The organism is Desulfobacca acetoxidans DSM 11109 (assembly GCF_000195295.1).
Classification (GTDB): Bacteria; Desulfobacterota; Desulfobaccia; order Desulfobaccales; family Desulfobaccaceae; genus Desulfobacca; species Desulfobacca acetoxidans.
Map to the genome: position 1 here is coordinate 1,391,579 of NC_015388.1, position 23,435 is coordinate 1,415,013.

The 23,435-nt window shown below is 51.1% G+C and carries 22 protein-coding genes, 1 tRNA gene and 1 riboswitch; of the genes, 14 read left to right on the plus strand and 9 right to left on the minus strand.

From position 1 onward, the window contains the following. The first annotated feature begins 2 nt into the window (after positions 1-2). From nuoK to DESAC_RS06040, 10 genes are all read left to right on the plus strand, one after another. Complete coding sequence (gene nuoK / locus DESAC_RS05995) at positions 3-314, plus strand: NADH-quinone oxidoreductase subunit NuoK (RefSeq protein ID WP_013706180.1); 312 nt, start codon at positions 3-5, stop codon at positions 312-314. Positions 315-316: 2 nt separating this feature from the next. Next, complete coding sequence (locus DESAC_RS06000; protein ID WP_013706181.1) at positions 317-2,227, plus strand: NADH-quinone oxidoreductase subunit 5 family protein; 1,911 nt, start codon at positions 317-319, stop codon at positions 2,225-2,227. 50 nt (positions 2,228-2,277) lie between these two features. Further along, positions 2,278-3,750: a complex I subunit 4 family protein gene (locus DESAC_RS06005; RefSeq protein ID WP_013706182.1), complete on the plus strand. Its 1,473-nt coding sequence runs from the start codon at positions 2,278-2,280 to the stop codon at positions 3,748-3,750. Between the two features lie 3 nt (positions 3,751-3,753). Next, positions 3,754-5,169, plus strand: a complete 1,416-nt coding sequence (locus DESAC_RS06010) for an NADH-quinone oxidoreductase subunit N (RefSeq protein WP_013706183.1) — start codon at positions 3,754-3,756, stop codon at positions 5,167-5,169. A 363-nt stretch (positions 5,170-5,532) separates the two neighbouring features. Then, a complete protein-coding gene (locus DESAC_RS06015; protein ID WP_013706184.1) occupies positions 5,533-5,937 on the plus strand; it encodes a NifB/NifX family molybdenum-iron cluster-binding protein in 405 nt (134 codons plus the stop codon). Between the two features lie 22 nt (positions 5,938-5,959). Then, positions 5,960-6,391, plus strand: a complete 432-nt coding sequence (locus DESAC_RS06020) for an iron-sulfur cluster assembly scaffold protein (protein ID WP_013706185.1) — start codon at positions 5,960-5,962, stop codon at positions 6,389-6,391. A 3-nt stretch (positions 6,392-6,394) separates the two neighbouring features. Next, positions 6,395-6,772: a response regulator gene (locus DESAC_RS06025; RefSeq protein ID WP_013706186.1), complete on the plus strand. Its 378-nt coding sequence runs from the start codon at positions 6,395-6,397 to the stop codon at positions 6,770-6,772. A 331-nt stretch (positions 6,773-7,103) separates the two neighbouring features. Beyond that, positions 7,104-7,475, plus strand: a complete 372-nt coding sequence (locus DESAC_RS06030; protein WP_013706187.1) for an MliC family protein — start codon at positions 7,104-7,106, stop codon at positions 7,473-7,475. Positions 7,476-7,634: 159 nt separating this feature from the next. After that, on the plus strand, positions 7,635-9,110 hold the full coding sequence (locus DESAC_RS06035; RefSeq protein WP_013706188.1) for a sensor histidine kinase: 1,476 nt from the start codon (positions 7,635-7,637) through the stop codon (positions 9,108-9,110). Continuing rightward, positions 9,107-10,456, plus strand: coding sequence for a sigma-54-dependent transcriptional regulator (locus DESAC_RS06040; RefSeq protein WP_013706189.1), 1,350 nt, complete (start codon positions 9,107-9,109; stop codon positions 10,454-10,456). Before DESAC_RS06035 ends, DESAC_RS06040 begins: the two co-directional genes overlap by 4 nt. Positions 10,457-10,528: 72 nt before the next feature. Here DESAC_RS06040 and lon read toward each other — a convergent pair whose 3' ends face one another. Next, positions 10,529-12,541 carry an endopeptidase La gene (gene lon / locus DESAC_RS06045; protein WP_013706190.1) on the minus strand — a complete coding sequence of 671 codons (2,013 nt, stop codon included), beginning with the start codon at positions 12,539-12,541 and terminating at the stop codon, positions 10,529-10,531. 552 nt (positions 12,542-13,093) lie between these two features. On the opposite strand from lon, the gene DESAC_RS15140 reads away from it, so the two are divergent. The 3 genes from DESAC_RS15140 to DESAC_RS06060 all read left to right on the plus strand — a co-directional run bounded on the left by DESAC_RS15140 (position 13,094) and on the right by DESAC_RS06060 (position 15,971). Further along, positions 13,094-13,927, plus strand: coding sequence for a putative universal stress family protein (locus tag DESAC_RS15140; protein ID WP_013706191.1), 834 nt, complete (start codon positions 13,094-13,096; stop codon positions 13,925-13,927). 147 nt (positions 13,928-14,074) lie between these two features. Continuing rightward, positions 14,075-15,142 (plus strand): sulfite exporter TauE/SafE family protein, encoded by a 1,068-nt coding sequence (locus DESAC_RS06055; protein ID WP_013706192.1) that lies wholly within the window; start codon positions 14,075-14,077, stop codon positions 15,140-15,142. Beyond that, complete coding sequence (locus DESAC_RS06060) at positions 15,129-15,971, plus strand: universal stress protein (RefSeq protein ID WP_013706193.1); 843 nt, start codon at positions 15,129-15,131, stop codon at positions 15,969-15,971. Before DESAC_RS06055 ends, DESAC_RS06060 begins: the two co-directional genes overlap by 14 nt. Before the next feature lie 249 nt (positions 15,972-16,220). Here DESAC_RS06060 and cbpB read toward each other — a convergent pair whose 3' ends face one another. Continuing rightward, complete coding sequence (gene cbpB, locus DESAC_RS06065; RefSeq protein ID WP_013706194.1) at positions 16,221-17,624, minus strand: peptide-modifying radical SAM enzyme CbpB; 1,404 nt, start codon at positions 17,622-17,624, stop codon at positions 16,221-16,223. A 15-nt stretch (positions 17,625-17,639) separates the two neighbouring features. After that, the gene (cbpA, locus tag DESAC_RS15705; protein ID WP_013706195.1) at positions 17,640-17,768 is read right to left on the minus strand and encodes a modified peptide precursor CbpA; all 129 of its coding nucleotides are present in this window, start codon (positions 17,766-17,768) and stop codon (positions 17,640-17,642) included. A 77-nt stretch (positions 17,769-17,845) separates the two neighbouring features. After that, positions 17,846-18,052: riboswitch (cobalamin riboswitch) on the minus strand. A gap of 389 nt (positions 18,053-18,441) precedes the next feature. On the opposite strand from cbpA, the gene DESAC_RS06075 reads away from it, so the two are divergent. Next, on the plus strand, positions 18,442-19,206 hold the full coding sequence (locus tag DESAC_RS06075) for a GGDEF domain-containing protein (protein WP_013706196.1): 765 nt from the start codon (positions 18,442-18,444) through the stop codon (positions 19,204-19,206). Positions 19,207-19,438: 232 nt separating this feature from the next. Here DESAC_RS06075 and DESAC_RS06080 read toward each other — a convergent pair whose 3' ends face one another. The 6 genes from DESAC_RS06080 to DESAC_RS06100 all read right to left on the minus strand — a co-directional run bounded on the left by DESAC_RS06080 (position 19,439) and on the right by DESAC_RS06100 (position 22,780). Further along, positions 19,439-19,864, minus strand: a complete 426-nt coding sequence (locus DESAC_RS06080) for a type II toxin-antitoxin system VapC family toxin (RefSeq protein ID WP_013706197.1) — start codon at positions 19,862-19,864, stop codon at positions 19,439-19,441. Beyond that, a complete protein-coding gene (locus DESAC_RS06085; protein WP_013706198.1) occupies positions 19,839-20,147 on the minus strand; it encodes a type II toxin-antitoxin system Phd/YefM family antitoxin in 309 nt (102 codons plus the stop codon). Before DESAC_RS06085 ends, DESAC_RS06080 begins: the two co-directional genes overlap by 26 nt. 239 nt (positions 20,148-20,386) lie before the next feature. Continuing rightward, complete coding sequence (locus DESAC_RS06090; RefSeq protein WP_052301904.1) at positions 20,387-21,700, minus strand: N-6 DNA methylase; 1,314 nt, start codon at positions 21,698-21,700, stop codon at positions 20,387-20,389. Positions 21,701-21,772: 72 nt separating this feature from the next. Next, the gene (locus tag DESAC_RS15145; protein WP_052301905.1) at positions 21,773-21,982 is read right to left on the minus strand and encodes a hypothetical protein; all 210 of its coding nucleotides are present in this window, start codon (positions 21,980-21,982) and stop codon (positions 21,773-21,775) included. 384 nt (positions 21,983-22,366) lie between these two features. Continuing rightward, a tRNA-Pro gene (locus DESAC_RS06095) sits at positions 22,367-22,443 on the minus strand. Positions 22,444-22,594: 151 nt separating this feature from the next. Continuing rightward, positions 22,595-22,780, minus strand: a complete 186-nt coding sequence (locus tag DESAC_RS06100; protein ID WP_013706199.1) for a hypothetical protein — start codon at positions 22,778-22,780, stop codon at positions 22,595-22,597. Between the last annotated feature and the right edge of the window lie 655 nt (positions 22,781-23,435).

Sequence of the window (23,435 nt, forward strand, 5' to 3'; positions counted from 1 at the left end):
CTATGTATGACAATCTCCAAACCTATCTCTATATTGCGGTGCTGCTGTTCGCCATCGGGATGTATGGTGTCCTGGCGAGGCGCTCCTTCATCGCCGTGCTGATCTCCGTGGAGCTGATGCTCAATGCCGCCGGTATTAATTTTATGGCCTTTAACCGGTTTCTGGCACCCGACCCGGCGGTAGGGCAGATCTTTACCCTGTTCATCATGGCGGTAGCTGCGGCAGAGGCGGCCATTGCTTTGAGTATTATTGTCGCGGTTTATCGCAAGCTCAAGTCCATCAACGCTGAAAATGTCAACGAACTGCGAGGTTAAGGATGGCGGTTCAGTTTTTCGATGCTACGTTTCAGGCATGTTTGTTGGTTTCGATTCTTCCTATACTCTGTTTTGGCGTAATTATGATCTTCACCCGGGAGAATCCGAAACTCTCTTTAGGGATATCGTTGACGGGGTCCACCATTCCCCTGGTTATCGCCTGGTGGCTGCTCATTAAATACTGGGGTATAGAGAAGCCTCTCATTTATAACCTGCAGTGGCTTTATTCCGACATGGTGAAGATACCCTTTGGGTTTCTGCTGGATCCCACCAGTCTGCTTATGCTTACCATCGTGGCTACGATCAGTTGGCTGGTGCAGGTCTACTCTATCGGCTATATGGGCGGCGACCCCGGCTTCGGCCGGTTCTACGCCTTTCTGTCTCTGTTCGCCTTTTCCATGTTGACCTTGAGCATCTCCAGCGGTCTGTTGCAGCTTTATATCTGCTGGGAGATGGTCGGTCTGGCCTCCTACCTGCTCATCGGTTTCTGGTATGAAAAATTCTCGGCCTCCGAGGCCGGCAAAAAGGCCTTTGTGGTGACACGTTTCGGAGACGTCGGTTTCTTCATGGGTCTGGCCTTTTTAACCATTTATTATGGCAACCTGGAGATAAACCAGGTGAACAGCGCTGCCGTGGCTCAATCGATGCCCGGCTGGCTCATTACCACTGCGGCCCTGTTGATATTCTGCGGTATCATGGGTAAGAGCGCCCAGTTTCCGATCCATGTCTGGCTTCCCGACGCCATGGAAGGCCCGACGCCGGTCAGCGCCCTGCTCCATTCTGCTACCATGGTGGCCGCCGGGGTTTATCTCATGGCCCGCATATATCCCTTCTTCAGCGCCTCATCCGAAGCCATGATGGTGGCGCTGATTATTGGGACAATCACCCTCCTGCTATCCTCCACAATCGGTATGGTAGCCTCCGATATTAAGCAGGTCTGGGCTTATTCCACGGTCAGCCAGCTTGGGTTCATGGTCATGGGGCTGGCTGCCGGGAGTTATTTCGCCGGTTATTATCATCTTACTACCCATGCCTCCTTTAAGGCGCTATTGTTCCTCTGTTCCGGGGTCTTCATACACCATTTTGGCACCAATGACTTCTTTATAATGGCAGCCCAAGGTGGGAAGAAATTGAAAATCCCTATGATCACCATAACCATTGCCGCCCTGTCTCTGGCCGGGATCTTCCCACTGGCCGGTTTCTTCAGTAAAGAAGGCATCTTGGGGGCGTTAGCCCATTTAGACAACAAGTTCTTCCTCTTTGCCGGTCTGTTTGGCGCTTTTCTCACCGCCTATTACACCTTCCGGGTAATTTTTGTCATGCTCTTTCCGCGCGAACCGATTTTTAAGATTGCCGAGGCCCACGGCCATGCCGAGGAACACGGTCATGGTCACGGTCATGCAGAAGCGCATGGCGGCGATTGGGCCATGAACATACCGCTGCTTATATTAGCCTGCTTCACCCTGACGCTCGGGTTTATGCAAGGCCACCTGGAAAAGTTCCTTACCGGCCATGCCGGTCACCATGAGATCAGTATTCCCCTGCTGGTTAGCGCTGTGAGCGCCGCTTTGCTCGGCATCGGCTTGGCTTGGCGGGACTGGGGAGCGAAAAAGGCCAAGTGTGTTGGGTTCCTGAGTTATGTTCCGGTATTGGAAAACTTTTTTATCCAAAAGTGGTATATGGATCATTTCTGGCGCTGGTTTTTAAATGCATTTATTTACGGCACGTTCTCCAAGTGGTTTACGTACAATGACCGCCGGGTGGTAGATGGCGGCGTTGATGCGGTGGCTTTTTCCACTGTGGGGAGTGGCCGTTATCTGTCTCGTTTTCAGACTGCTCTACTCCAACTTAACCTACTTTTCATGGTGCTGGTGGTGGCGGGAGTGGGCCTGTACCTGGTCACGGGCCGATAACCGCATTTGGCGTTAATTATTATTGCAAATACGTTCTAGGATGGCTTTCTATGGTGGAGCATCTAGCTAGTTTTCCTTATCTGACCTGCATGGTATTGTCGCCGGCCATAGGCCTCTTTATTATTGTGCTTCTCAAGGAGGAGCAGAAATTCCTCATCCGCGCCGTTTCCTTGGTCTCGGCGGGAATTTCTCTGGGCCTATCAATCTACACGTTCGTCGGTTATGACAAGGTCTTAGGGGGATTGCAGTTTGTCGAAAAATACGAATGGGTGAAGTCGTTCGGCATAACCTTTTTCGTCGGTGTCGATGGTATTAACGCGCCGCTGTTGCTGCTTACCGGTATCGTCATATTTACCGGTGTGCTTACCATGTGGGAGTTGGAAAATCGGGTCAAAGAATACTTTGCCTTTATGTTGTTCCTGGTCACCGGCGTCTTCGGTGTCTTCATGTCGATGGACATTTTTTTCTTTTTTCTGTTCTATGAAATCGCCGTTGTCCCGATGTATATTCTTATCCTGATCTGGGGTTCCACACGGAAAGAATATGCGGCTATGAAGCTGACCCTCTATCTGATGGCGGGCAGCGGGTTGATTATTCCTGGAATTCTGTTGTTATACTCCACATCCGGGCTATACACCTTCGATCTGATTAAATTGCATGGGGTGCATTTCCCGCCAGAAATGCAAAAGATCATCTTTGTCCTGCTCCTGTTCGGATTTGGTGTTTTGGCGGCGATGTGGCCGTTCCACACGTGGTCGCCGGTAGGCCATGTGGCCGCTCCCACCGCAGTCAGTATGCTGCACGCCGGCGTGTTGATGAAGCTCGGCTCCTATGGCATCCTAAGGGTTCCGATGTATCTCTGCCCGGAAGGATTCCAGTATTGGTCGCAACTTATGGGGCTCCTGGCTATCTGCGGTATTGTCTATGGGGTCTTCGTTGGGTTGGCCCAGACTGATCTAAAATACGTTATCGGCTACTCGTCAGTTTCTCACATGGGAATCGTGGCCTTGGGGTTGGCCACCGGAACTATGGACGGCCTCAATGGCTCGGTGTTTCAGATGTTCTCCCACGGCGTCATGACGGCCCTCTTCTTCTCTGCCGTGGGATACATTTATGATCGCACGCACGTTCGAGACATTCACCTATTAGGAGGGTTTAGTAAGATCATGCCGGTGGCCTCGGCCTTCTTTATCACCGCGGCGTTGTGCGGCGCCGGCCTTCCTGGATTCGCCAGTTTCTGGGCCGAACTGCTGGTCTTCATTGCTGCGGTAAAGGTATTCGGCATAGGCGGCTTGATCGCGCTGGCTTCAATTGTCGTCGGCGCTCTTTTTGCCCTGCGGGTGGTTCAAACATCCTTCTATAATGAACCCAATCCAAAATTTATACACTTTGAGGACGTCAGCCCCTTCCTGGGGTTGCCCCGGATGATTCTTATTGCCACATTGATCTTGTTCGGCATCTTCCCGAGCCTGATGTTGGACGTCATCAAAACGGCGGTGGCGCCGTTCATAAGTGGGTTGTAAGCTATGAATGCTGCTCTGTTCGCACCGGAACTCTACTATTTGCTCATGGGGTTGGCGTTATTCTTTCGTACCTTGCGCCAACAGGTGAATGTAAAGCGTGACTTTCAGATTTTTCTCGCACTAGCTGGAGGCGGCGTTCTCGTTTCTTCCCTGTGCCTCTTTCAGCAAGGAGAACTCTTTTTCGCGGCTTACAAGGTCGATCTCTTCAGCCAGATATTTAAAGCAGCTCTGGCCCTGGGCCTGTTTCTGGTAGCCCTTATCTCCCACAATCTGGCGGATGTCGAAGAGCGCTCCCATGCAGAGTTTTATTTATTCCTGACTACCTGTACGGTTGGGATGATGATGCTGGTCAGCGCCGTAGAGCTTCTGACCGTATACGTCTCCCTCGAACTGGCTTCGTATTCCCTATATATCCTGGTGCCGATGCGCCGGGGAGACGGCATCGACGTAGAGGCGGGCATCAAATACCTCTTTATCGGCGCCGTTTCCTCCTGTTTTATGCTCTTCGGTCTCAGCTACATCTTCGGGGCGGTGCACAGCACTTATATTGCCGATGTCATGATGAGGCTGCCGGCACTGGTGCATAGCCCTGTTGGCCTATTAGGGATTGTCCTCTCGCTGGCCGGTTTTTTCTTTAAATTGTCCATTTTCCCTATCCACTTCTGGGCGCCGGATGTCTACCAAGGGGGCACCAATCAATTAGTGGCTTATATCGCCACCGCCTCCAAGGCGGCGGCTGTGGCCGTACTGTTGCGTTTTGCGGCGTTGGGCGGCCCCTATGGCTACTCCTTTGCCAAGGTCCTGGTATTTTTGTCGATTATTTCTATGACCCTGGGCAATCTGGTGGCAATTATTCAAAAAGACTTCAAGCGTATGCTGGCCTACTCCTCAATTGCCCATGCCGGCTATATAATGATGGGGATCTTGACACTGAGTGAACCTGGATACACCGGTGTGATATATTATGCGGTAGCATACCTTATCATGAACTTCACCTGTTTCATGGTGCTTTCCGAAGTAGCAGGTGATGGAAGAGACCTCAAGATTGTAGAGTTTGCCGGACTTTATCAACGCTCTCCGCTGTTGGCTTTGGCCTTAATGCTCGGTCTGTTCTCATTGGCGGGTGTACCCCCGTCAATCGGATTCACTGGAAAGCTCCTTATCTTCACCTCAGCCATGAGTCAAGGCTATTTCTGGCTGGTCCTTATTGGCGCCGTCAACGGCACGATATCTCTTTACTACTATTTGAAAGTGGTATATGCGGCCTACTTTTTGGAACCAGGCGACCTGCCGGTTATTCAGCCATCAAATGTTATCCGCCTGACCAGCGTTGGTCTGATCGGGATCATTATCGGTTTTGGCGTATTCCCAAATCAGGTTGTGGAGTTAGCCCGTATGGCAGTAAAATATGTACTCTAAGCCGAGAAAAGAAAATTTCACAAAAAAAGCCGGCCAGAGGGCTGGTTTTTTTTTTGGCTCGTCGGTGTGCCTGCTGGAAAAATGCAGCTCTCCTCATTAAGGTCCGTTTTTAGGGAATCACGAAACCATCGCGGTTATTACCTTTCTGGGTGCAAAGAGTTTTCATATCACCTCGGATGCGGGGGGAGGGCGACTATCGTAAGAGTCAAGAGTTTAAGACATTGAAATTACGCTGGGCTGATAAAAAATCGGTCTTGATATTGATTATCTTCTCCGATATAATTATATATTTGAGTTAAGGTGTCGGTTCGGGCTACAAACCAGTACGCTGACGCCCTAAAATAATACTTGTAGGAGAATATGATGCAAAGTGTAGTTGTTGCCATCCCTTCGTCTTTTCCTGGTGGACTTGAGGCCCATCTCGGCGCCCATTTCGGTCATTGTGATCTCTACACGGTGGTAAAAATTACTGACGGCCAGGTGCAGGAAGTGGCCACGTTACCCAATGTACCGCACGAGCAGGGGGGGTGCATGGCTCCGGTCAATCATTTAGCACGGCATGGCGTGCAGGTTCTCATTGCCGGTGGTATGGGGATGCGACCTCTCATGGGGTTCAATCAGGTAGGGATTGACGTCTTATACGGCGGGGAGACGCAAACGGTGGGAGAGGCCCTGGATGCCCTGATAAATGGAAGGTTACCGCGGTTTACTACTGAATTTACCTGCGGTGGGGGCGGTGGCGGCATGATGCACATGGGAAGATTCTGATCATCAGAAAAGGAGATCTACCGTGTCTGATGATGATTTTCCGGTGCCGGGTGAAGTAGGAGAGCAGTTCTTCCGAATAGCGAAATATCCAAAAAATATCGGTGCTATAAAAAACCCGAGTGGCAGAGGTACTGCTGTCGGCGTCTGCGGCGATTCTATAGAGGTATCGCTGCAGATCGAGATGGAAAACATTGCAGATATCAAGGTCCTTCCTCGGGGGTGTGTGTATACCCTGGTCTGCGCTAGCGCCATGAGCGAATTGGCCAAAGGTCGAAATGTGGATCAAGCCTTGGACTTGGAGCCCCAAGATGTGGTGAACGCCCTGGGAGGGCTGCCGGAAGACCACTTGCATTGTGCCCGCCTAGCGGTAAACACCTTAGGAGAGGCCATTGCCGATTATTACCGGAGAGTTTCGCAATCTGGGATTATAATCACGCCTCTGACGGATGGATGAAGAATGCTCAATATAATTCTTACTACTACACGCCCGGAGGCTTTTAAGACCTTCTCCGAAGCCCTGTCGTCTGACCAAGAGGTAAACCTCAGGCTGGTCCAATCCGGTGCCGAGGCCCTTGAAGCCGGTCGTGCGCCTTCGGTGCACCTCATAGTGTTTGACGCTGATCTGCCTGATGGTAGCCCTTTGGATCTTGTTCAAAAGCTTCTGGCAATAAATGCCATGGTAAATACAGTCGTAGTCAGTCCGTTGTCAGATGAAGAGTTTCATGAACAGAGCGAGGGTTTAGGAGTTCTCGGCCGGCTGCCGCAATTGCCAGGTCCGAGCGATGCCACCGATCTGCTGCACAAGCTGAGAAGGGTTATCGGATACAGCAGCTAGTGACGATGGCGGAATGATATATCCCGTATCCTCTTTCCAGCCCTCTTCTTACCAGGAAGAGGGTTTTTTTTGCCTCTATCCGGCCAACCGGGCAATCCTTTCGGCTCACCCCTGCGTTGGCCGTTAAGCTGGGAGGAATTGTGTAGAGGCCGTAACCCGCTGCCCCCAATACCGACTTTTAACAAGGGACCTTGGACCCTGATCCATGGCACCATTGGCGTATCTCCGCCAATAAGAGGCATTAAATGCTGAAAGGCTCGCTCCCAGATAGCATCTTTCCTGATTAAAGCGAATATGTTAGACTTTTAAAAACAGCGAAAGGACGTTAAACATGCCGGGAATGGAAAGCAATCGGAGCGTTAAGGCAATCCTGATCGGACTGGCGTCGGCAGCATTAATACTGCTCGGATTGGTTCGGAGCGACCTCGGGGCTGTTACGACGGGCGATGCCGAATGCACCCAATCCTCGAAGGTATTTAACTATCTGTGCGAAGATGGCAAGAGTTTCACCCTGACCTTGCTGCCCGATGAGGACAGCGTTTTACTCACTTTAGAGGGCAAACCTATGAAACTTCCGAGGGTTGTTTCGGCCTCAGGGGATCGGTACAGCAATGGCAGGACCTCAGTATGGTTGAAGGGCAATGAGGCATTTATCGAGATTGACGGCAAAATCATCATTAAAAACTGCCGGAGGAGGGATTGAGGAAGAGAATAGATCAAGGAATGCTGGGCGGTGCCCACCCTACAGCACTACAGCACCGACCGGCCCATCCGTAGCGGTGAATCTTGTATTCGCTAAAAAAAACTGAAGTGTTACGAAAAGCGATGCTTTCCAAGTTGGACCGCCAAAGGAGTTAAGGCAATGACCGGTTGGCTCTTGCCATTTTCATTAAATATTCGGCAGAAAGTAATAGTTGGTTTAGTGGTTAGTATTATGGCAGTGGTGGCCATTGCGGCAATTTCATATTATTATCTGCATCAGATCGAACTGAAACAACATGTGGTGGAGATTGCCGATGACTTAAGTAATACAACGTTAGAGATCCGGAGGTATGAAAAGAATTATCTCCTCTATGGCTCTTCAGCCGATCTTAGAGAGAATCTGCAATATCTGCAAGCGGCTCAGAGGGTTCTGGATAACCTGGTTTTCGAGGGGCAGAAATTAAAGCTGTTGCCGCAGTTTGATCTCATGAAGAAAGCCCTGGGGGCCTATAAAGAGACTGTGGACAAAATAGCGTCCCTATCAGAAGTTATGGATCAGGCTGATAGAAAGAAGCGAGAGGCCCTGGAAGAAAAATTGCGGGAACATGGTAAGATCCTCGTGGAGCTATCGTCCCAGGTTGTGGTCTACGAACGGCAGCGCATCTTGGAGATTTTGCGCACATTGAAGACGCAGCTCCTCTATTCTCTATCAATTTTTCTGGTATTCGGAGTTTTTTTGACCTTCATTGTCAGCCGCAAGGTTATTAAACCCTTGGAGGTTATTGAGAAGACCACCCTCCGCATTGCCCAGGGGAATTTCCGCCCCTTACCGGTATTGAATACCCGTGACGAAACGCAACAGGTGGTGACGGCTTTTAACCGTATGATTGCTGAATTGGAAAAACGGCAGAACCAATTGGTGCAGATTAAAAAGATGTCTTCCTTGGGGGTTTTGACGGCAGGCATCGCCCATCAATTAAATAACCCCTTGAATAATATTTCCACTTCTTGCCAGATTGTCCTCGAAGAATTGGATATCTGCAATCATGAATTTATGCACAAGATGCTGACCAATGTGATACAGGAAGTCCACCGGGCGCGTGATATTGTCAAAGGTCTGCTTGAATTTTCCCGGGTGCGGGATTTTTCCCTGAATCCGACGGTTTTAAGGGACGTCATTGCCCGAGCGGTACGTCTGGTGGCAAGTCAGGCGCCGCCGGGCGTAGAAATAATCCAACAGGTGCCGGATGACTTGATTCTCGATCTAGACGTGCAACGCATGCAGGAGGTGTTTATCAATCTGTTGCTCAATGCCACCCAAGCTATCGAGGAACTGCCCGGGCAGATCAAGATTGCGGCTTGGGCAGATGAAGCCAGACAACAGGCGATGATTACGGTAGAAGATACCGGGGTTGGCATTCCACCAGAGGCTTTGGATAAGATTTTTGACCCATTCTTCACCACTAAAGAAGTAGGTCTCGGTACCGGTTTGGGTTTATCGATTGCGTACGGGATTGTGGAAAAACATCGGGGCACCATCACCGTGGAAAGTAAACCGGGGGAAGGAACGCGTTTTACTATCAGCCTGCCCCTGCCACCGAAGTCTAAACCCGAACCGGAGGTTTTAGCGGCATGAACCCAGCCCGCATCCTGATCGTCGAAGATGAAACCATCAGTCGGGAAAACCTGCAACACGTCCTGGAGAAGGAGGGGTATGAGACCGTCGCGGTAGAGAACGGCTCCTTGGCTTATGAAGAGCTGGCCCAGGGCGAGTTTGACCTGGTTCTGACGGATTTGCGTATGCAGCAGATTGACGGTTTACAGGTGCTGGCCAGAGCCAAAGAACTCCAACCTGATATCGAAGTGATTGTAATTACCGGTTACGCCACAGTGACTTCGGCGGTGGAGGCCATGCAGAAAGGGGCCTACCACTATCTGGCCAAACCTTATAAAATCGAAGAAGTTCGCATTCTCGTGCGAAAGGCCCTCGAAAAGAGATGGCTCAGACAGGAAGTAAGCCAACTGAAGCGCCAGGTGCAGCAGGGTTTTCCCTGGTTGGTCGGCAAGAGTACCAAGATGTTGGCCCTGGAGGAAACCATCCGCCAGATTGCGCCTACGGACTGTACTGTCCTGATCCAGGGAGAGACCGGCACCGGCAAGGAACTGGTGGCTAAAGCCGTTCACCATCTCAGCAATCGGGCTGAAAAACGGTTTTTGGCTATCAACTGCGGCTCTTTTACCGCCGAACTATTAGCCAATGAACTCTTCGGCCATGAACGGGAGGCCTTTACCGGCGCCCGCGGGATTAAACGGGGTCTGCTGGAAGCCGCCAACGGCGGCACGCTCTTTCTTGATGAGATCGGGGATATGCCGCCCGTGATGCAGGTCAAGTTACTGCGAGTTTTGCAAGAGAAGACCTTCCTGCGGGTTGGAGGAACCGAAGAGCTGCCGGTAGATGTGCGGATTATTGCCGCCAGCAATAAAGATCTGAAACAAGAGGTGGATCTGGGAACTTTTCGGCAGGACCTCTTCTTCCGTCTGAATGTCATTACCCTTTACGTTCCACCGCTGGTAGAGCGCCGGGATGATATCCCGCTATTGTGTCAACATTTCCTCACGAAGTTTGCCGAAAGCCAGAAAAAACGTGTGGAAGGTATCTCGCCTGAAGTTATGACCATTCTCATGAACTACGAATATCCCGGCAACGTTCGGGAATTAGAAAATATTATCGAGCGGGCGGTAACCCTGTCAACCGGACCGATTATTGAAATCGGCCACCTCTCCCCCGATCTTCAGAAACACCAATATCACGTCCAGCGGCATCGGAAAAAGGAGTTTCATACCCTGGAAGAGAATGAAAGGGACTATATTGAATGGGTGTTGGCCCAGGTAGAGGGCAATAAGACTAAGGCAGCGGAAATATTAGGAATTGACCGCGTCTCACTCTGGCGCAAGCTAAAACGGTTTGATCTGGAACCTTAAATCCTCGGCCTTATTTGGGTACGCCGCGACGATAAGGCTGCAGCAAATAGACCAGTTTCAAACCGGTTGACCTTATGGGGCGGGGAGCAGAACTACATCTACTAATGGATCGATCTCTTCTGCCAATACAATTTCCAGCTCCTTTTTGACATCTTCCTCCAGGTTTTGAATATCGACTTCGTTAGGTTTGGGAAACACCACCGTACGCACCCCGGCCCGGCTGGCGGCCAATATCTTTTCCCTGACCCCGCTGACCGGGAGGATGCGGCCGCTCAAGGTTATCTCTCCGGTGAGAGCCACCGTCCGACGGGCTGGCCGGCCCGTTAGAAGTGAGATCAGGGCCAGAGCGATGGTTACCCCCGCCGAGGGTCCGTCTTTCGGAATGGCGCCGGACGGGAAATGAATGTGAATATCGCTGCCGGCGAAAAAGTCGGGGTCGACCCCGAGGTTGGTGGCGTTGCTACGAACGTAGCTTAAGGCGGTTTGCGCCGACTCCTGCATGACGTTTCCCAGGGATCCGGTCAAGATAAGCTGTTTGTTGCCCTTCATACCGGTTGCTTCCACAAAGATAATTTCGCCGCCAAATTCTGTCCAGACCAGGCCGGTGGTGACGCCTACGCGGTTTTCCGCCTCCGCCACTTCATGGGTGTATTTTCTGGGACCCAGTAAAGTTTCTACCAGTTCAGCATCCACGACCAGCTCGCCGGGTGTAGTTTTACTCTGGAGACAGACCCGAGCCAGCTTGCGGCAGACATTGGCGATCTCCCTCTCCAGATTCCTTAGACCCGCTTCCCGGGTATAATCGGAGATGATCCTAACAATGGCCTCATCAGTGAAAACCGGCGCCATAGCGGTCAGGCCGGAGTCCCGCAAGGTTTGGGGAATGATAAAATCGCGGGCAATGTGGAGTTTTTCGTTCTCTGTATAACCTGAAAAGTTAATCACCTCGAGGCGGTCCAGCAGGGGGCCAGGAAGGTTTTCCACTACATTGGCGGTAGTGATGAACATGACACTCGATAGATCGAAGGGGACGTCTACGTAATGATCAACAAAGTGGCTGTTCTGCTGGGGATCGAGAATCTCCAGCAACACCGAGGCCGGGTCGCCGCGAAAATCCTGGCCGATCTTGTCTATCTCATCGAGCATGAAGACTGGATTTTTAACCCCCAGGCGGCGAATCTCATTAATGATGCGGCCAGGCATGGCCCCTACATATGTCCGCCGATGCCCCCGCAATTCCGCCTCATCCCGCAGGCCGGCTAGAGACATGCGCACGAATTTGCGCTCCAAGGCTTCTGCTATGGCCTGTCCGATGGAAGTCTTGCCGGTACCCGGCGGCCCGGCAAAACAGAGAATAGGTCCCCGCGTCAGTTGAAAATGCCGCTTGCGGTCTACGAGTTCCCTTACCGTCTGACGCAGTTCCTCCAACTTGATCGGTTTGGAGAGATAGTGGGCAGCCCCTTTCTTCAGGGCATCCACCGCTGTGCTTACCGTGGCGAACCCTGTGACCATGATTACTTCGGAATGAGGCGAAACCCTTTTGACATTTTCCAACAACTGCAGGCCATCCATCTGATCCATCTTCAGGTCCGTGACAATAACGTCAAAGTTCTGAGCCTTCACCTTCTCTAAAGCTTCGGCGCCATTGGCCGCCGTACTGACTTGATGCCCTTCTTTACGCAAGATATACTCAAGGTTGGTTCGGGCTATCTCCTCATCATCCACTACCAGGAGGTTGGAACTCTGCAGGCTGCAGAGGGTGCGCACTGCCAGGTATTCCAGGATGCGCTCTTTGATGTGCCCCAGGCCGTAATGCTTGAAGGCGAGAACTCGCTCAGCCCGCCGGAGATCCAGATTATCCTCGGTGAAGCTGTTCCAGGGAAGAGAAATGAGATAATCCAGGTAGTTGAGACCGATGGAATACTCCGCCACGGAGGGATCGGTCTTCTCTACCCGCTCCAGCTCCTTTAAGGCTATTGCAGCCACCGACTCCGGCAGATTGGCTTTTTGAATAGCCGCTCGGACGTCACTCAACTCCTGAGCCGAGCGGGGTCGATCCTCGTCAGACCTGCGAAAGAAGATCATCGGTTTGGCCTTTCCTTTTCTTCTGGGTCCCAAGACCTAATTAACCCTGATTATAAAAGTATTTTCAGCTCGGAGCAAGTGTCAATAGCACAGGCTGAAATTTCTTGTCGGCAGGAATTTTAGGGCCAACATACCATTTCCCCTAAGGCTGCTGCTGAACTCATTTCCCCCGCTTCGGTCATTTGGAGCGTAGTAAGGAATCTTAGGGCTCTGGGAGGTTAAGGTCATTCACTGTGTTCCGGTCGATAATAATGGCTATTTGGCAAGACGGTCCACTAATTGTTGCAATTTGCAATGGAAGTTAACTTCTGGTGTTGCTTTGATTAACTGTTTGTTTAAACAGGGTTATTTAGCTTGTAACTAAGTTGCGTTGCAGATTGCAACTAGGGCTGTCAGGGAGACACTATCTTGCGATATATTAATTATGTAGTTATATTATAGAGATATCGTATATAGAATGGACTGGCATGACATTTGAATATAAACAAAGTAAGAATTGGCGGACATATGGAGAAGTAGGGTGACGCTAACCATATTAGAAGGGTTCAAACCATGAGGCGTCGTATAGATCAACCACAGAAACGGGATAAGAACAGGGTGAACCGAGAGTCCGGCATTCAAAGTAGTCGGATGGCCACCGCAACGGCGGTTATCTCTCCTCACAGTCGGAAGATTCTCTTGGTCAGTGACGGGGAGAAGTTTGATCGGGCGGCTACGGAGTATGCCCTCAATGTCGCCCAACGGTTGAACAATGACATCATTGCCATGAATGTCTGTCCCTCTTTAGCGCCCCTAAAAAACCGTTTTTCCCCTTTTCGCCTGTCTCGCCAGGAGCTCTTTAAGCGTCGGGCGGCCAGCGGCTTTACCGATCTGCAGCGCCAGGCGGCTGCCAAAGGCGTGCAGTGTTGGCACCTAATAAATTTCGGGGAGCTCAATCAGGCGGTAGAGGAATTAAACCAGGAAGTAAAAAGAATCGAGTTTGTCATCACCGGAGCAGAAACCGGGGATGAAAAAGGTACTGAAGCAGTAACCCTGCCAATGTTTTTAATTACCGGGAAAAAAGGAGATATGGTCATGGCGAAGCAGAATGCAAGCAGAAGGAAAAACCTGATCCAGGTAGTCGGTTTCGGCGCCCTTTCGGCGGTTATGTATGCCGCAGTTTTCTTGAATACGGATACGGTGATGAAATATTTTACCCGGGGGGCCTGGTATGCGGCATTGCCGATCATTACGGTCTTTGCGGTTTCTTTTGTTCACGGCGCCTTCGCCAACTACTTCTGGTCGGCCTTAGGTATTGAGGCGCCCAAACAGACGGTCCAGCCGACGGCTGCCAAGCGGCCTGTGGCGAGGAAACGCCCCCGGCCGGAGCTGCGCCTGAACGCTTAATCCTGCAGAAACATTATTCGTCATCGAATCGTAGGAGCGGGGTTACCCCGCTCCTCCACAGGTCCCTGAGAAGGGCTGGCATTAGCGTGGAGTGTATCACCCTTATCATATTCCCTGTTACAGCGGATCACTTTAAAGGAGGCGACAGTGGAAGGAGAAGTTATTAATTTCATCGATCTTAATGTGCTCAACATCAGTTTCTTGTTTATTGTTGGCTTTATTGGCGGTCTGGTAAGCGGTTTTATCGGCTCCGGCGGGGCTTTTGTCCTGACGCCCGGCATGATGAGCCTGGGGGTCGCCGGGCCGGTAGCGGTAGCCAGCAACATGTGCCATAAATTCCCCAAGGCCATGGTAGGCGCCTATAAACGCTGGAAGTATGGCCAGGTAGATATCAAAATGGGATTGATCATGGCCTCTTCGGCGTCCGTGGGGGTATATCTGGGTATCAAGGTTCAGGAAATGATTCTGGCGGCCTGGGGGCAGGCCGGCTCCAACCTGTACGTGAGCATTTCGTTTGTCGTCGTGCTCATTGTGGTAGGCGGGTATGTCTTCTGGGATGCCATGAAGAGTGATAGGTCGGAGAAGACCGAGTTGACGGTAACGCTGGCGCAAAAGCTCCAGAAAATTAACCTACCTCCCATGATCTACTTTAAAACCGCTGATGTAAATATCTCGTTATGGTTTGTGCTGCCCGTGGGTTTTGCCACCGGCGTGCTGGCTGCCACTATTGCCGTGGGGGGATTTATCGGCGTGCCCGGTATGATCTATGTGATCGGCGCCTCCTCTCTGATCTCTTCGGCTACCGAGCTGGTGGTTGCCTTTATCATGGGTTTCGGCGGAACTGTTAAGTGGGCGATTATGGGCATGGTGGATATCCGCCTGACCCTGATTATTCTGGCCGGCTCTCTTTTAGGAGTGCAGTTGGGCGCCATCGGCACTACCTATGTCAAAGAGCACATGATCAAAATCGTCATGGGAACAATTATGCTCATCGTGGCGGTAAGTCGTGGTCTGGCCATTCCCAAGTATCTCAAGCAACTCGGAGTGCTAAACTGGGATGACGGTCTCCTCACGATATTAAACTCGGCCAGCTTTATCTCTATGTGCATTGCTCTGCTCACCGGTGCAGTGATCATCATCGGGGCGATGGTAAAGGCCAAAAGGGCAGAGAGGCTGCATCTTACCGTAGGTAGCGAAAATTATGGCAAAATATAAGAAAATACTGGTGCCGGTTGATGGGGCTGCATCAAGTCTGCACGCCTTGCAGGAAACCTTCAAACTGACCCAAAACGGTATCTCGGTTATTTCGGTTGTGCCGCCCTATCATGGTGACCTGCGGTTTGCCGGGGTGGGTGAGATAGAGAAGCTCATGCGAGCCCCGTGTGACCAAGCCGCGTCCCTGGCCCTGGACCTGGCCGCCGAGGCGGGGGTAGAAATATCGGTAGCCTGTCCGGTGGGCGAGCCTCATGAGGTAATTGCCGACATCGCTGCCAGTGAAGACTTTGACCTGGTTGTTATGGGTTTACGCGAAGACCAGGGAATTATACGATTCTTTATGAGTGGCCCCACGGCCAAGGTTATCGGCTACAGCACAAAGGATGTGCTGGTTATTCCGGAACATGCGAGCCTGAACTGGAAAAAGATCTTGCTGGCCGTGGATGGTTCGGAAGCCAGCGTCAAGATCGTAGATCGCGCCCTGGACCTGGCGAAGTCATATAACAGCGAATTGCTGATCCTCTCAGCCCTGGACCTGCCATTTCAACTGTATGGCGACGTCAACCTCAAAGATAATCTAATGCGGGGCGTCAAAGGCTACCTTTCCGAAGTCAAGACCGAGGCCGAGGCCATGGGCATCGCCACCCGCGAATTCCTGCGGGTAAGCAAGGCCCCAAAAGCCATTGTGGACCTTGGCCGGGAAGAGCAGGTTAATCTTATAATCATGGGTTCCCACGGCCGGACGGGCCTCAAGCGCCTCTTCATGGGAAGCGTTACCGAGCAGGTGATGACCCAGGCGCCCTGTCCGCTGCTCATCGTCAAGACCTAAACCTCATTGTCGTTATATGAAAACAGTGGGCGGTGAGCGGTGGGCAGTGGGCCGAAAAGGCATTATTGTGAGCAGCCGCCACGGTTCTGTTTTCATGCTTCGTTGTGTTCCTTAGAACCTATTGCTATAGGGGCGAATCCTGTGTTCTGCTAAAGATGTGGGCGAACACAAGGTTCGCCCTGCTTTTTTAATTGGGGATTGGTATAAGTTGTTCTCCAATTGGAAACCCGGAGATTGGGATCGAATAGGTCAGATAGATGATATGGTGGGGAGAGCAAAACTCTGTTCGGTACCCTCCTTCCAGCCATCCCAAACATAGTTGTCTACTTGACCAGCGGCAATGACCCGGAAAGCGAACTTGGCCTGCTCCACATAAAATTCGCAGTATGGAGCCGGAGCATGCAGGGTTTGAGAGCACATATAAATCTCCGCAGGGCAGGGAGCACCGCAGAAATGGCGAATGGCGCAGCTTCGGCAGGGTTCGAAATCCTCCACCTTGCGGCTGGTCATGTCCTGGAAGGGGCGGGTTCTGAGGATGTCCTCCACCGGAGTGTTGAAGAGATTGCCCCCCCTAAATTCCGGGATGCCGATGAACTCGCTGCAGGGGAAGAGGTCACCTCTGGCTGACAGGGCAAAGAAACAGCGTCCGCCGCCGCAGGGAGAGATGTCGCACATCAGGCGGCGGGCCAACGGTGCTACGATGCCTATGAGGATATTGGCAAAATTGGCGATGACCAGTTTGCGGCCGGTGGCCTGAAACAGATCATGGCTCCGCTCTAGGGCGGCACTGAAGTGTCGGGCAAAGACTTGGTCATCCGGTTTGAGATCACGGCCTCCGGGTTGAGTGCAACGTACCGGATTGAGCATGGCCACCCTGACACCGGCGCCATGAAGAAATTCTACCATGTCTGTCAAACGGTCTACATTGGTTTGGGTGACGGTGCAGATGACACTGTAGTTTGGGTAATCTGCTAACCGGTCCAAGAGAGGAGCTACTACACCGTATACCCCGCGGCCCTGCCAGTTTTTCCGCGTTTGATCAGCAATATCCGCTACCGGAGCGTCCAGGGAGAGGCCCAGGCTGACCTGGTGCGCCTGGATAAAAGCTAATGCTGCATCGTCCAGCATAGTGCCATTGGTCTGGATGCCGAAGCGAAAGCGGTTGCCGTATCGTTCAATCCCGGCAAAAACCGCATCCCTGACCATCATCGGTTCGCTGCCATGAAATATAATCTGCGGCATGACACCCTCCGGCAGGGTACGGCCGAAGTAATCCGACAACATCTCTAATGCTTGGAGGAGCCGCAACGGCGGCATATCCATCCCGCCGAGCCGGATGTCGCTGGGGATATAACAGTAGGAGCAATTTAGGTTGCATCGTTCTGTAGGGTTAAAATAGACCGCCGAGGGGATCAGCTCAAAGCGCAGGGTTTGCATCTCCCGCTGAAAGTGTTCCTGGTGTTCCATGAATATCTGGGGTATGAAGTTGCCTAATAAGTATTCTCCAGCCTCGGCCCGGGGAACCAGGGTCCAGAAACCGGTATCCCCTTCGATGAGGACGGCGTAATCGGGATGACCGATATCCATCAGGGAAAAGCGGGGGCCCTGCCCCACATTGGCAGAGACCCCGGCAAGCGATGTTGCAGGTTTCAAGAGTGCATCCTTATCTTACTTCTTGTTGTCCAACAGAATGTAGTGGGATAGGCCAGTGTTGGTGCCATCGGATTTGCAGCTATAGCGGTAACCGATGGGGGCAAGTTTTTTGGAAGAATCTGGGGTAATGACCTTTTGTTGCATCTTCCATCCTCCTTAGGATTAAAATAAAAAAGGGAATCCCGTATGATACGGAACTCCCTTTACCATAAGCAGTTCACTAAATTGTGTCTGGAACAGCAGGTCTTCTGGCTTTCGGATTAACCGTTGAAGGCGCAACCTTCCCACCGCAGTGGCCTGCGGCAGTGGCCGGGATATTCCCTTCGCCCTCCTCGTCCCCGATTACAGCGGCGGGACCGCCACGGATTTACACCGTGTTCCGGGATGCTGACCAACATCTAATTCATACTTAATCCTCCCGCCTTTGTCAATGATAAACCGGCTTCGGTGTGCGATAAATATTTCTACAACCGGTTTGCCTTTGGCCTATCGCGCCCATCGTTTTCTATAATTGTGGAAAGGATTGTATCTCTGCTGATCGCATGATAAAAAATAATCGTTCGAAGGACTTTCATGCGCCTTGTTAAGGGGCTTATTTGGGCTGCTTGAGGTTCGCGCAACTTAAACCGTATCAGAAAAGAGGCTGCCCGCGTTATTTGTAAGATATTCAAATGTTCAAATAACTCTTTGATAGTCTCCACCCGGAAAGTCCTTTATTTTTGGAGTTATCCCTTGTAGGGGCAGGCTAATCCCGCTCCGACAAATATGATTTTCGTTTTTCTCTTTGTGCTGCAAGGGGCAGCAACGCAGTTTGCGGATGAACATTAATTATGAAACACGGCGTCAGATTTCGTACTTTGACCGGCAATCGTGGCAGGTGGAACCTCAGGACACCATGATCGGATTTGATGCCGCCGCGATCCTGTTCAGCGACCCCAACCAGAGAGATTATGTCTGGATATTAGTGAGTCTAGCGGTGATTCTCCTGGTATTGGGAGGATTATATTATTTTATTGCCAGACTTACCCGCAAGGTTGCCGCAGCCCAAGAGAAATTAGTGAAAATGGCCTCCGTGGATGATCTTACCAGGTTGCACAATCGCCGTTTCTTTTTTGAGCAATTCGGTCAGGAGGTGGAGCGGGCCAAACGCTACCGCCGTTCTCTGAGCTGTATTATGTTGGACATCGACCATTTCAAGGCCATCAATGACACGTATGGGCATCTCCTGGGTGATCAGTTGCTCATCGATATTGCCCAAATATTACACGATAACTGTCGTCTGAGTGATCTGGCCGCCCGTTACGGAGGCGATGAACTGATTGTTTTGCTGCCGGAAACCGAGGCGGCGGGGGCAATAGCTATCGCCGAAAGAATCCGAAAACTGGTGGCGCAGCATCAGATTGTAGGTGAAAAAGGAGAGGTGATTCGGGCAACAGTCAGTATCGGGGTAGCCAGCCTGGGGGCAGGCCAATTGCAGGATATTGATCACTATGATCGCATTATCCGGTATGCCGACGATGCCCTCTACCGCGCCAAAACAGGCGGTCGCAACCGAACTGAGCATTATCAGCAGACTGTGTAAAGGTCAACAATTGTTTGGATAAAGTTTTTGGTTAAATCAGGCGGCCAGGGGCAGCACTTGAAGTTGTCCCTGCCGCACCTCGTCCGAGGTTTTGTAGCCGTGACGGTAAAAAAGTGAGGCCCGACAAGGTTAAAACCTGCCGGGCCTTTACGTCCATGGAATTGAACTCCCATACTTTCTGATGCCAGACCCGGCCCCCAGCGCCGCTAAAGCCAAACCCCTGCTTGGCCCCTCACGGAACCACGACAATATCAACTACAGTGCTGGCAACCCGGGCCAGACGCTGATCAGCAGTCCAAAGTTCTGCCCCCAACCGTTTGGCGAGAGCTAGATAATGAGCATCATAAGCCGCCGGTAATGCCAGTTCTTCCGCCATCCTGAAGGCCTGGTGGTGTATATCCAGCTCGCTGTGCAATTCAATTTCGAGATCAAGGGCCAGTTCCAGAAGTTGCCTGGCTTCCGCTGCCGTCAATTGACCTTTGACCACATACCGGTGCAAGGCGTTTACCACCTCATAATACAATAGTCCGGGCGCCACAGCGATTTTTCCTTGCTCATGACTCTCTACCCACATTTGTACCGGCGCTGCTTCAGGACTGGCACTGCCCAGGAGTCGAAGCACATAGCTGGCGTCAACACACACTATTGAGTTGGGCATCCCGTTCCTCCCGGATTTCCTGAATAATTTCTGCTGGCGGCGTCAAAGGCAACGTACCTCCTGGGCGCGCCTGTATTCGGGCGTTGAGCTGAAAAATCTTCTCCAATGTCTCCCTCCAGCCCCGCTGACGTTTCGCTTTGAGTTTTGTATACTCCTCTACTGAAAGAACCACCACGGCAGGTTTGCCGATATGTTCAATTACAACCACTTCACCAGCCAAAACCTGCCTGATGAGCTTGCCGAGATGAATACGCGCCTGGGTTGCACTTACCACGCTTTCCATACCTCGTCTCCCCCAACACAATAATTGATCAATTGATTGATTAATTATAATCCATGCTCAGATCGTCCGCAAGAACTTCACACTGCGAGTTTGCAGCTTGTAGAAAATTGTGCCGAAGATACACTAGAAGGACAACCGGAAGGAAAACATGATACTACTGACATTTTTTCTCTTTTAACTGCTTATTGAAAAGTTTTCAACACATAATTAGATAAGCGGCCAACCCCCATGAGCATCAATTATTGAGTCAATTTGGGGTTTTTCTCACCTAAGGGCTTGCCGTCAACCTGTTTATAATCTTCAATGAGACGCCCTATGAAGGTCCGCACGGTCCTTATTGTCCCGGTTACCCCTGCTTCCTGTCTTAAACTGGCATTGGCGGAATGGCCCGCATACGGCGGATTTCCCAAGATTACTTCTATGGGGTCTTCCTTCTTAATTCGGGCGGCGCTATTACTTTCCTCAGTGATGAACCCAGCAAGGGGTAAGACTTCTGCTCTTTTAAAGCCTTCATCTAAGGTATTAGTGAGATAGACCCCCAAACGTTGGCCAGGTGGAAAATCAAAGCCCTTTTCCAGCAAGAGCAACCCCAGCTTGAGGTGAGCCACGGCATAAGGGGCCATCAGAAGCTCAAAGCCAAATATCCGGGGCAAGAGGCTTTGGGAGACATACGAAGGCCAGCCCCCGGCCTGTCCTTGGGTGCATAAGGTAGCATAAATCAAGGAAATAACACTGTGAAGAAAAGTTCCCGTGCCGCAAGCCGGGTCAAGAATCAGGGTATGCCTATCAGCTACCCCCCATGGGCGGCCAAAGCGGTTTTTAAGTAAAAAATCAATCGCTCTGACAATATAGGAAACTACAGGTTCAGGAGTATAGTAAACCCCACGGACCTTACGCTTTTGGGGGTCGTAAACAGCCAGGAAGGTTTCATAGAAGTGAACTACCGGGTCTTTCTCCAATGACCCCCGGCCGAAATCGGACATAACTGCTTCAAGGTCCGCAGAGTTAAGCAGGGCTACCATATCATCGACCACCCATGACACCGTAAGGGGAACCTCTGGTCCGGCAAGATGATAGAAGAGCCTTTTGAGGAAAGGGTTGGTTTCCGGCAATAACGCGGCGGCCGTATCCCGGCGCAAATTTTGGCCCGCCCCGACACTTACCTTGGCGGCAAAAAGGCCATAGGTGAGGGTTTGAGCATACATATCGGAAAATTGTTCCGGGGAGAGGCTGGGAACCAGGGTCTTTTCAAAGGCCGCCAGCCAGCCCTTAAGGGTTCCCGTATCCGGCTCAATTTCCAGGGTCTTGAGGGCGGCATTGTGCATTAACCCAGCTAAATTTGCCATTCTTAGGGCTAATTCTTTGGCCGTGCTGATAGAGGGAAGCTTTAGGGCCAGGAATTGGGCCAGCAAATCTCCCACGGCGGCAAGATCTTCTTTCTTGACCTTAACCTTGCCATCTGGTTCTATGTGGCCCAAGGAAACCGTTGACCGTCGTTCACCGTGCACATACCAGCGAAACTCGAGGTAGTCAGTCAGAATGAGGTTTGGCAAGGCTTCCCGGTAACGTTTTAGCTGGGGGCTCTTTTCTTCAGTCGCAAGATTTACCCCAACATCCTTTGTTTCCTAATAACCAAGAAGCACTGGCCCTTGATAAACCGCCATGTCGGGCTTGCCGCAATCGGTAACTTGCCGGGGTTCATTCGTGGCGGTGAGGTGTTTCCCTAAGGATTCCAAGAGGGTCTTGAGAGTAGGCCGGTGGGTATGCTCTGAGGCGTTCACCCTGGCCAGATCGGTTTGCAGGGATTTGAGATAAGTTTTTAAGGCATTGGTCATGTATGCCCTCACAAGACCATTTAACCCAATGTAATACTTCAGCTATCTGAGATAATAGATCAAAGCATGGTGGGCGGCGCCCACCCTAAAGCTCTACAACACCAACAGGCCTATTCGTAGGGGAATCTTATATTTGCCCCAAACAACTGAAGTGTCACAATCCAACTATATATTTGGAGCAAATGTTTTTTTATAGCACAAAGTAGAGAGCAAGGGGAAAGAGAACTTCATGAAATTAAAGATATACTGAAAAATCAGTGTGCGATTGCAAGCGCGGCAATGGTATTTAAAAGTTTTTGGTGCACGTTATGTGCACGTCAAAAGAAAATTAAAAAAGGCAAATTCAGATTAGCTCTGTAACTTGCCTTGATTTTAATCAAATTTTGGTCGGGACGAGAGGATTTGAACCTCCGACCCCCTGAACCCCATTCAGGTGCGCTACCAGGCTGCGCTACGTCCCGACTTAACCATAACTTCGAGTTTGCTCTCGACAGCGCAGATATATGCAGCCATGCTGTCAAGTCCAATATTTTATATAAATTTATGATATCTTTAGGAGCGAGGGTTGTCAATAGTTTAACTTGCCATTCGCAGGGTGATTAGAAGGTTACTTCAATACTGCAGCGGGGCTAGGTCCTTGCCTTGCTGTCTGTAGGTCAGATTAAGCATGTGACCCTCGTCATAAATCGCGTCGGAACCGCAGCCATCGGGGCGCAGGAAATGGCCCAAGAACTCACGGTACCAATCGCTGTGATAATCCACCCGCTCGATGAGGGCCATGCCAATGGGGGGATGCATTTCCTGGCAGTTATCTTACAGAGAAATCTCGACTTCCCTTCCGGTGCCAGGGATTAGCTGAGGTTTGGAATAGGCAAGCATCCGTTTCTCCGATTATCTATATGGAGTCGGATCAACTCCCTGTCGAATGGTTTAAGTGGGGTTCCGGTTGGCCGGCCCGAGTCTTTTCTTGTGTGCTTAGAAGATTGGAGGTAAGATTCCTCTATTTTTTTGCCGGGGTCTGACTATTTTTCTTGCTAATATAGTTAAGCTACTTTACTATAATGTTTATGGAGACTAAGGCAGAATATATCGCCGCCATGAGGCAGAAACTCCTGCGAATCCTCAACAGGCAGGCGCAAATCGAGGAGATTCGCATTCGTTTTGATGAAGGCGTGAAGTGCGCATTCCATCAAAACTCACATCAATTTGATAAGAAAACTCTGCCTCTAAAGTCTCCTGCGCAATTCCCTGGGAAAATACAGTTCTTCCCAACGGCCGTATAATCCGCGGCGATATTTTTTTAAGACCCTTCAAGAAGTTGGTAGTCATTTATTGAGGGGGATGAACCCCCTGGATTTTTAAGCGCAGTAAGTTTCGTAATTGAGCCACGAAGGCCACTACGTCAGCGTAGAGGACAGAGCGTGGCTTTTTTTGTCGTCTATGTGATATATCC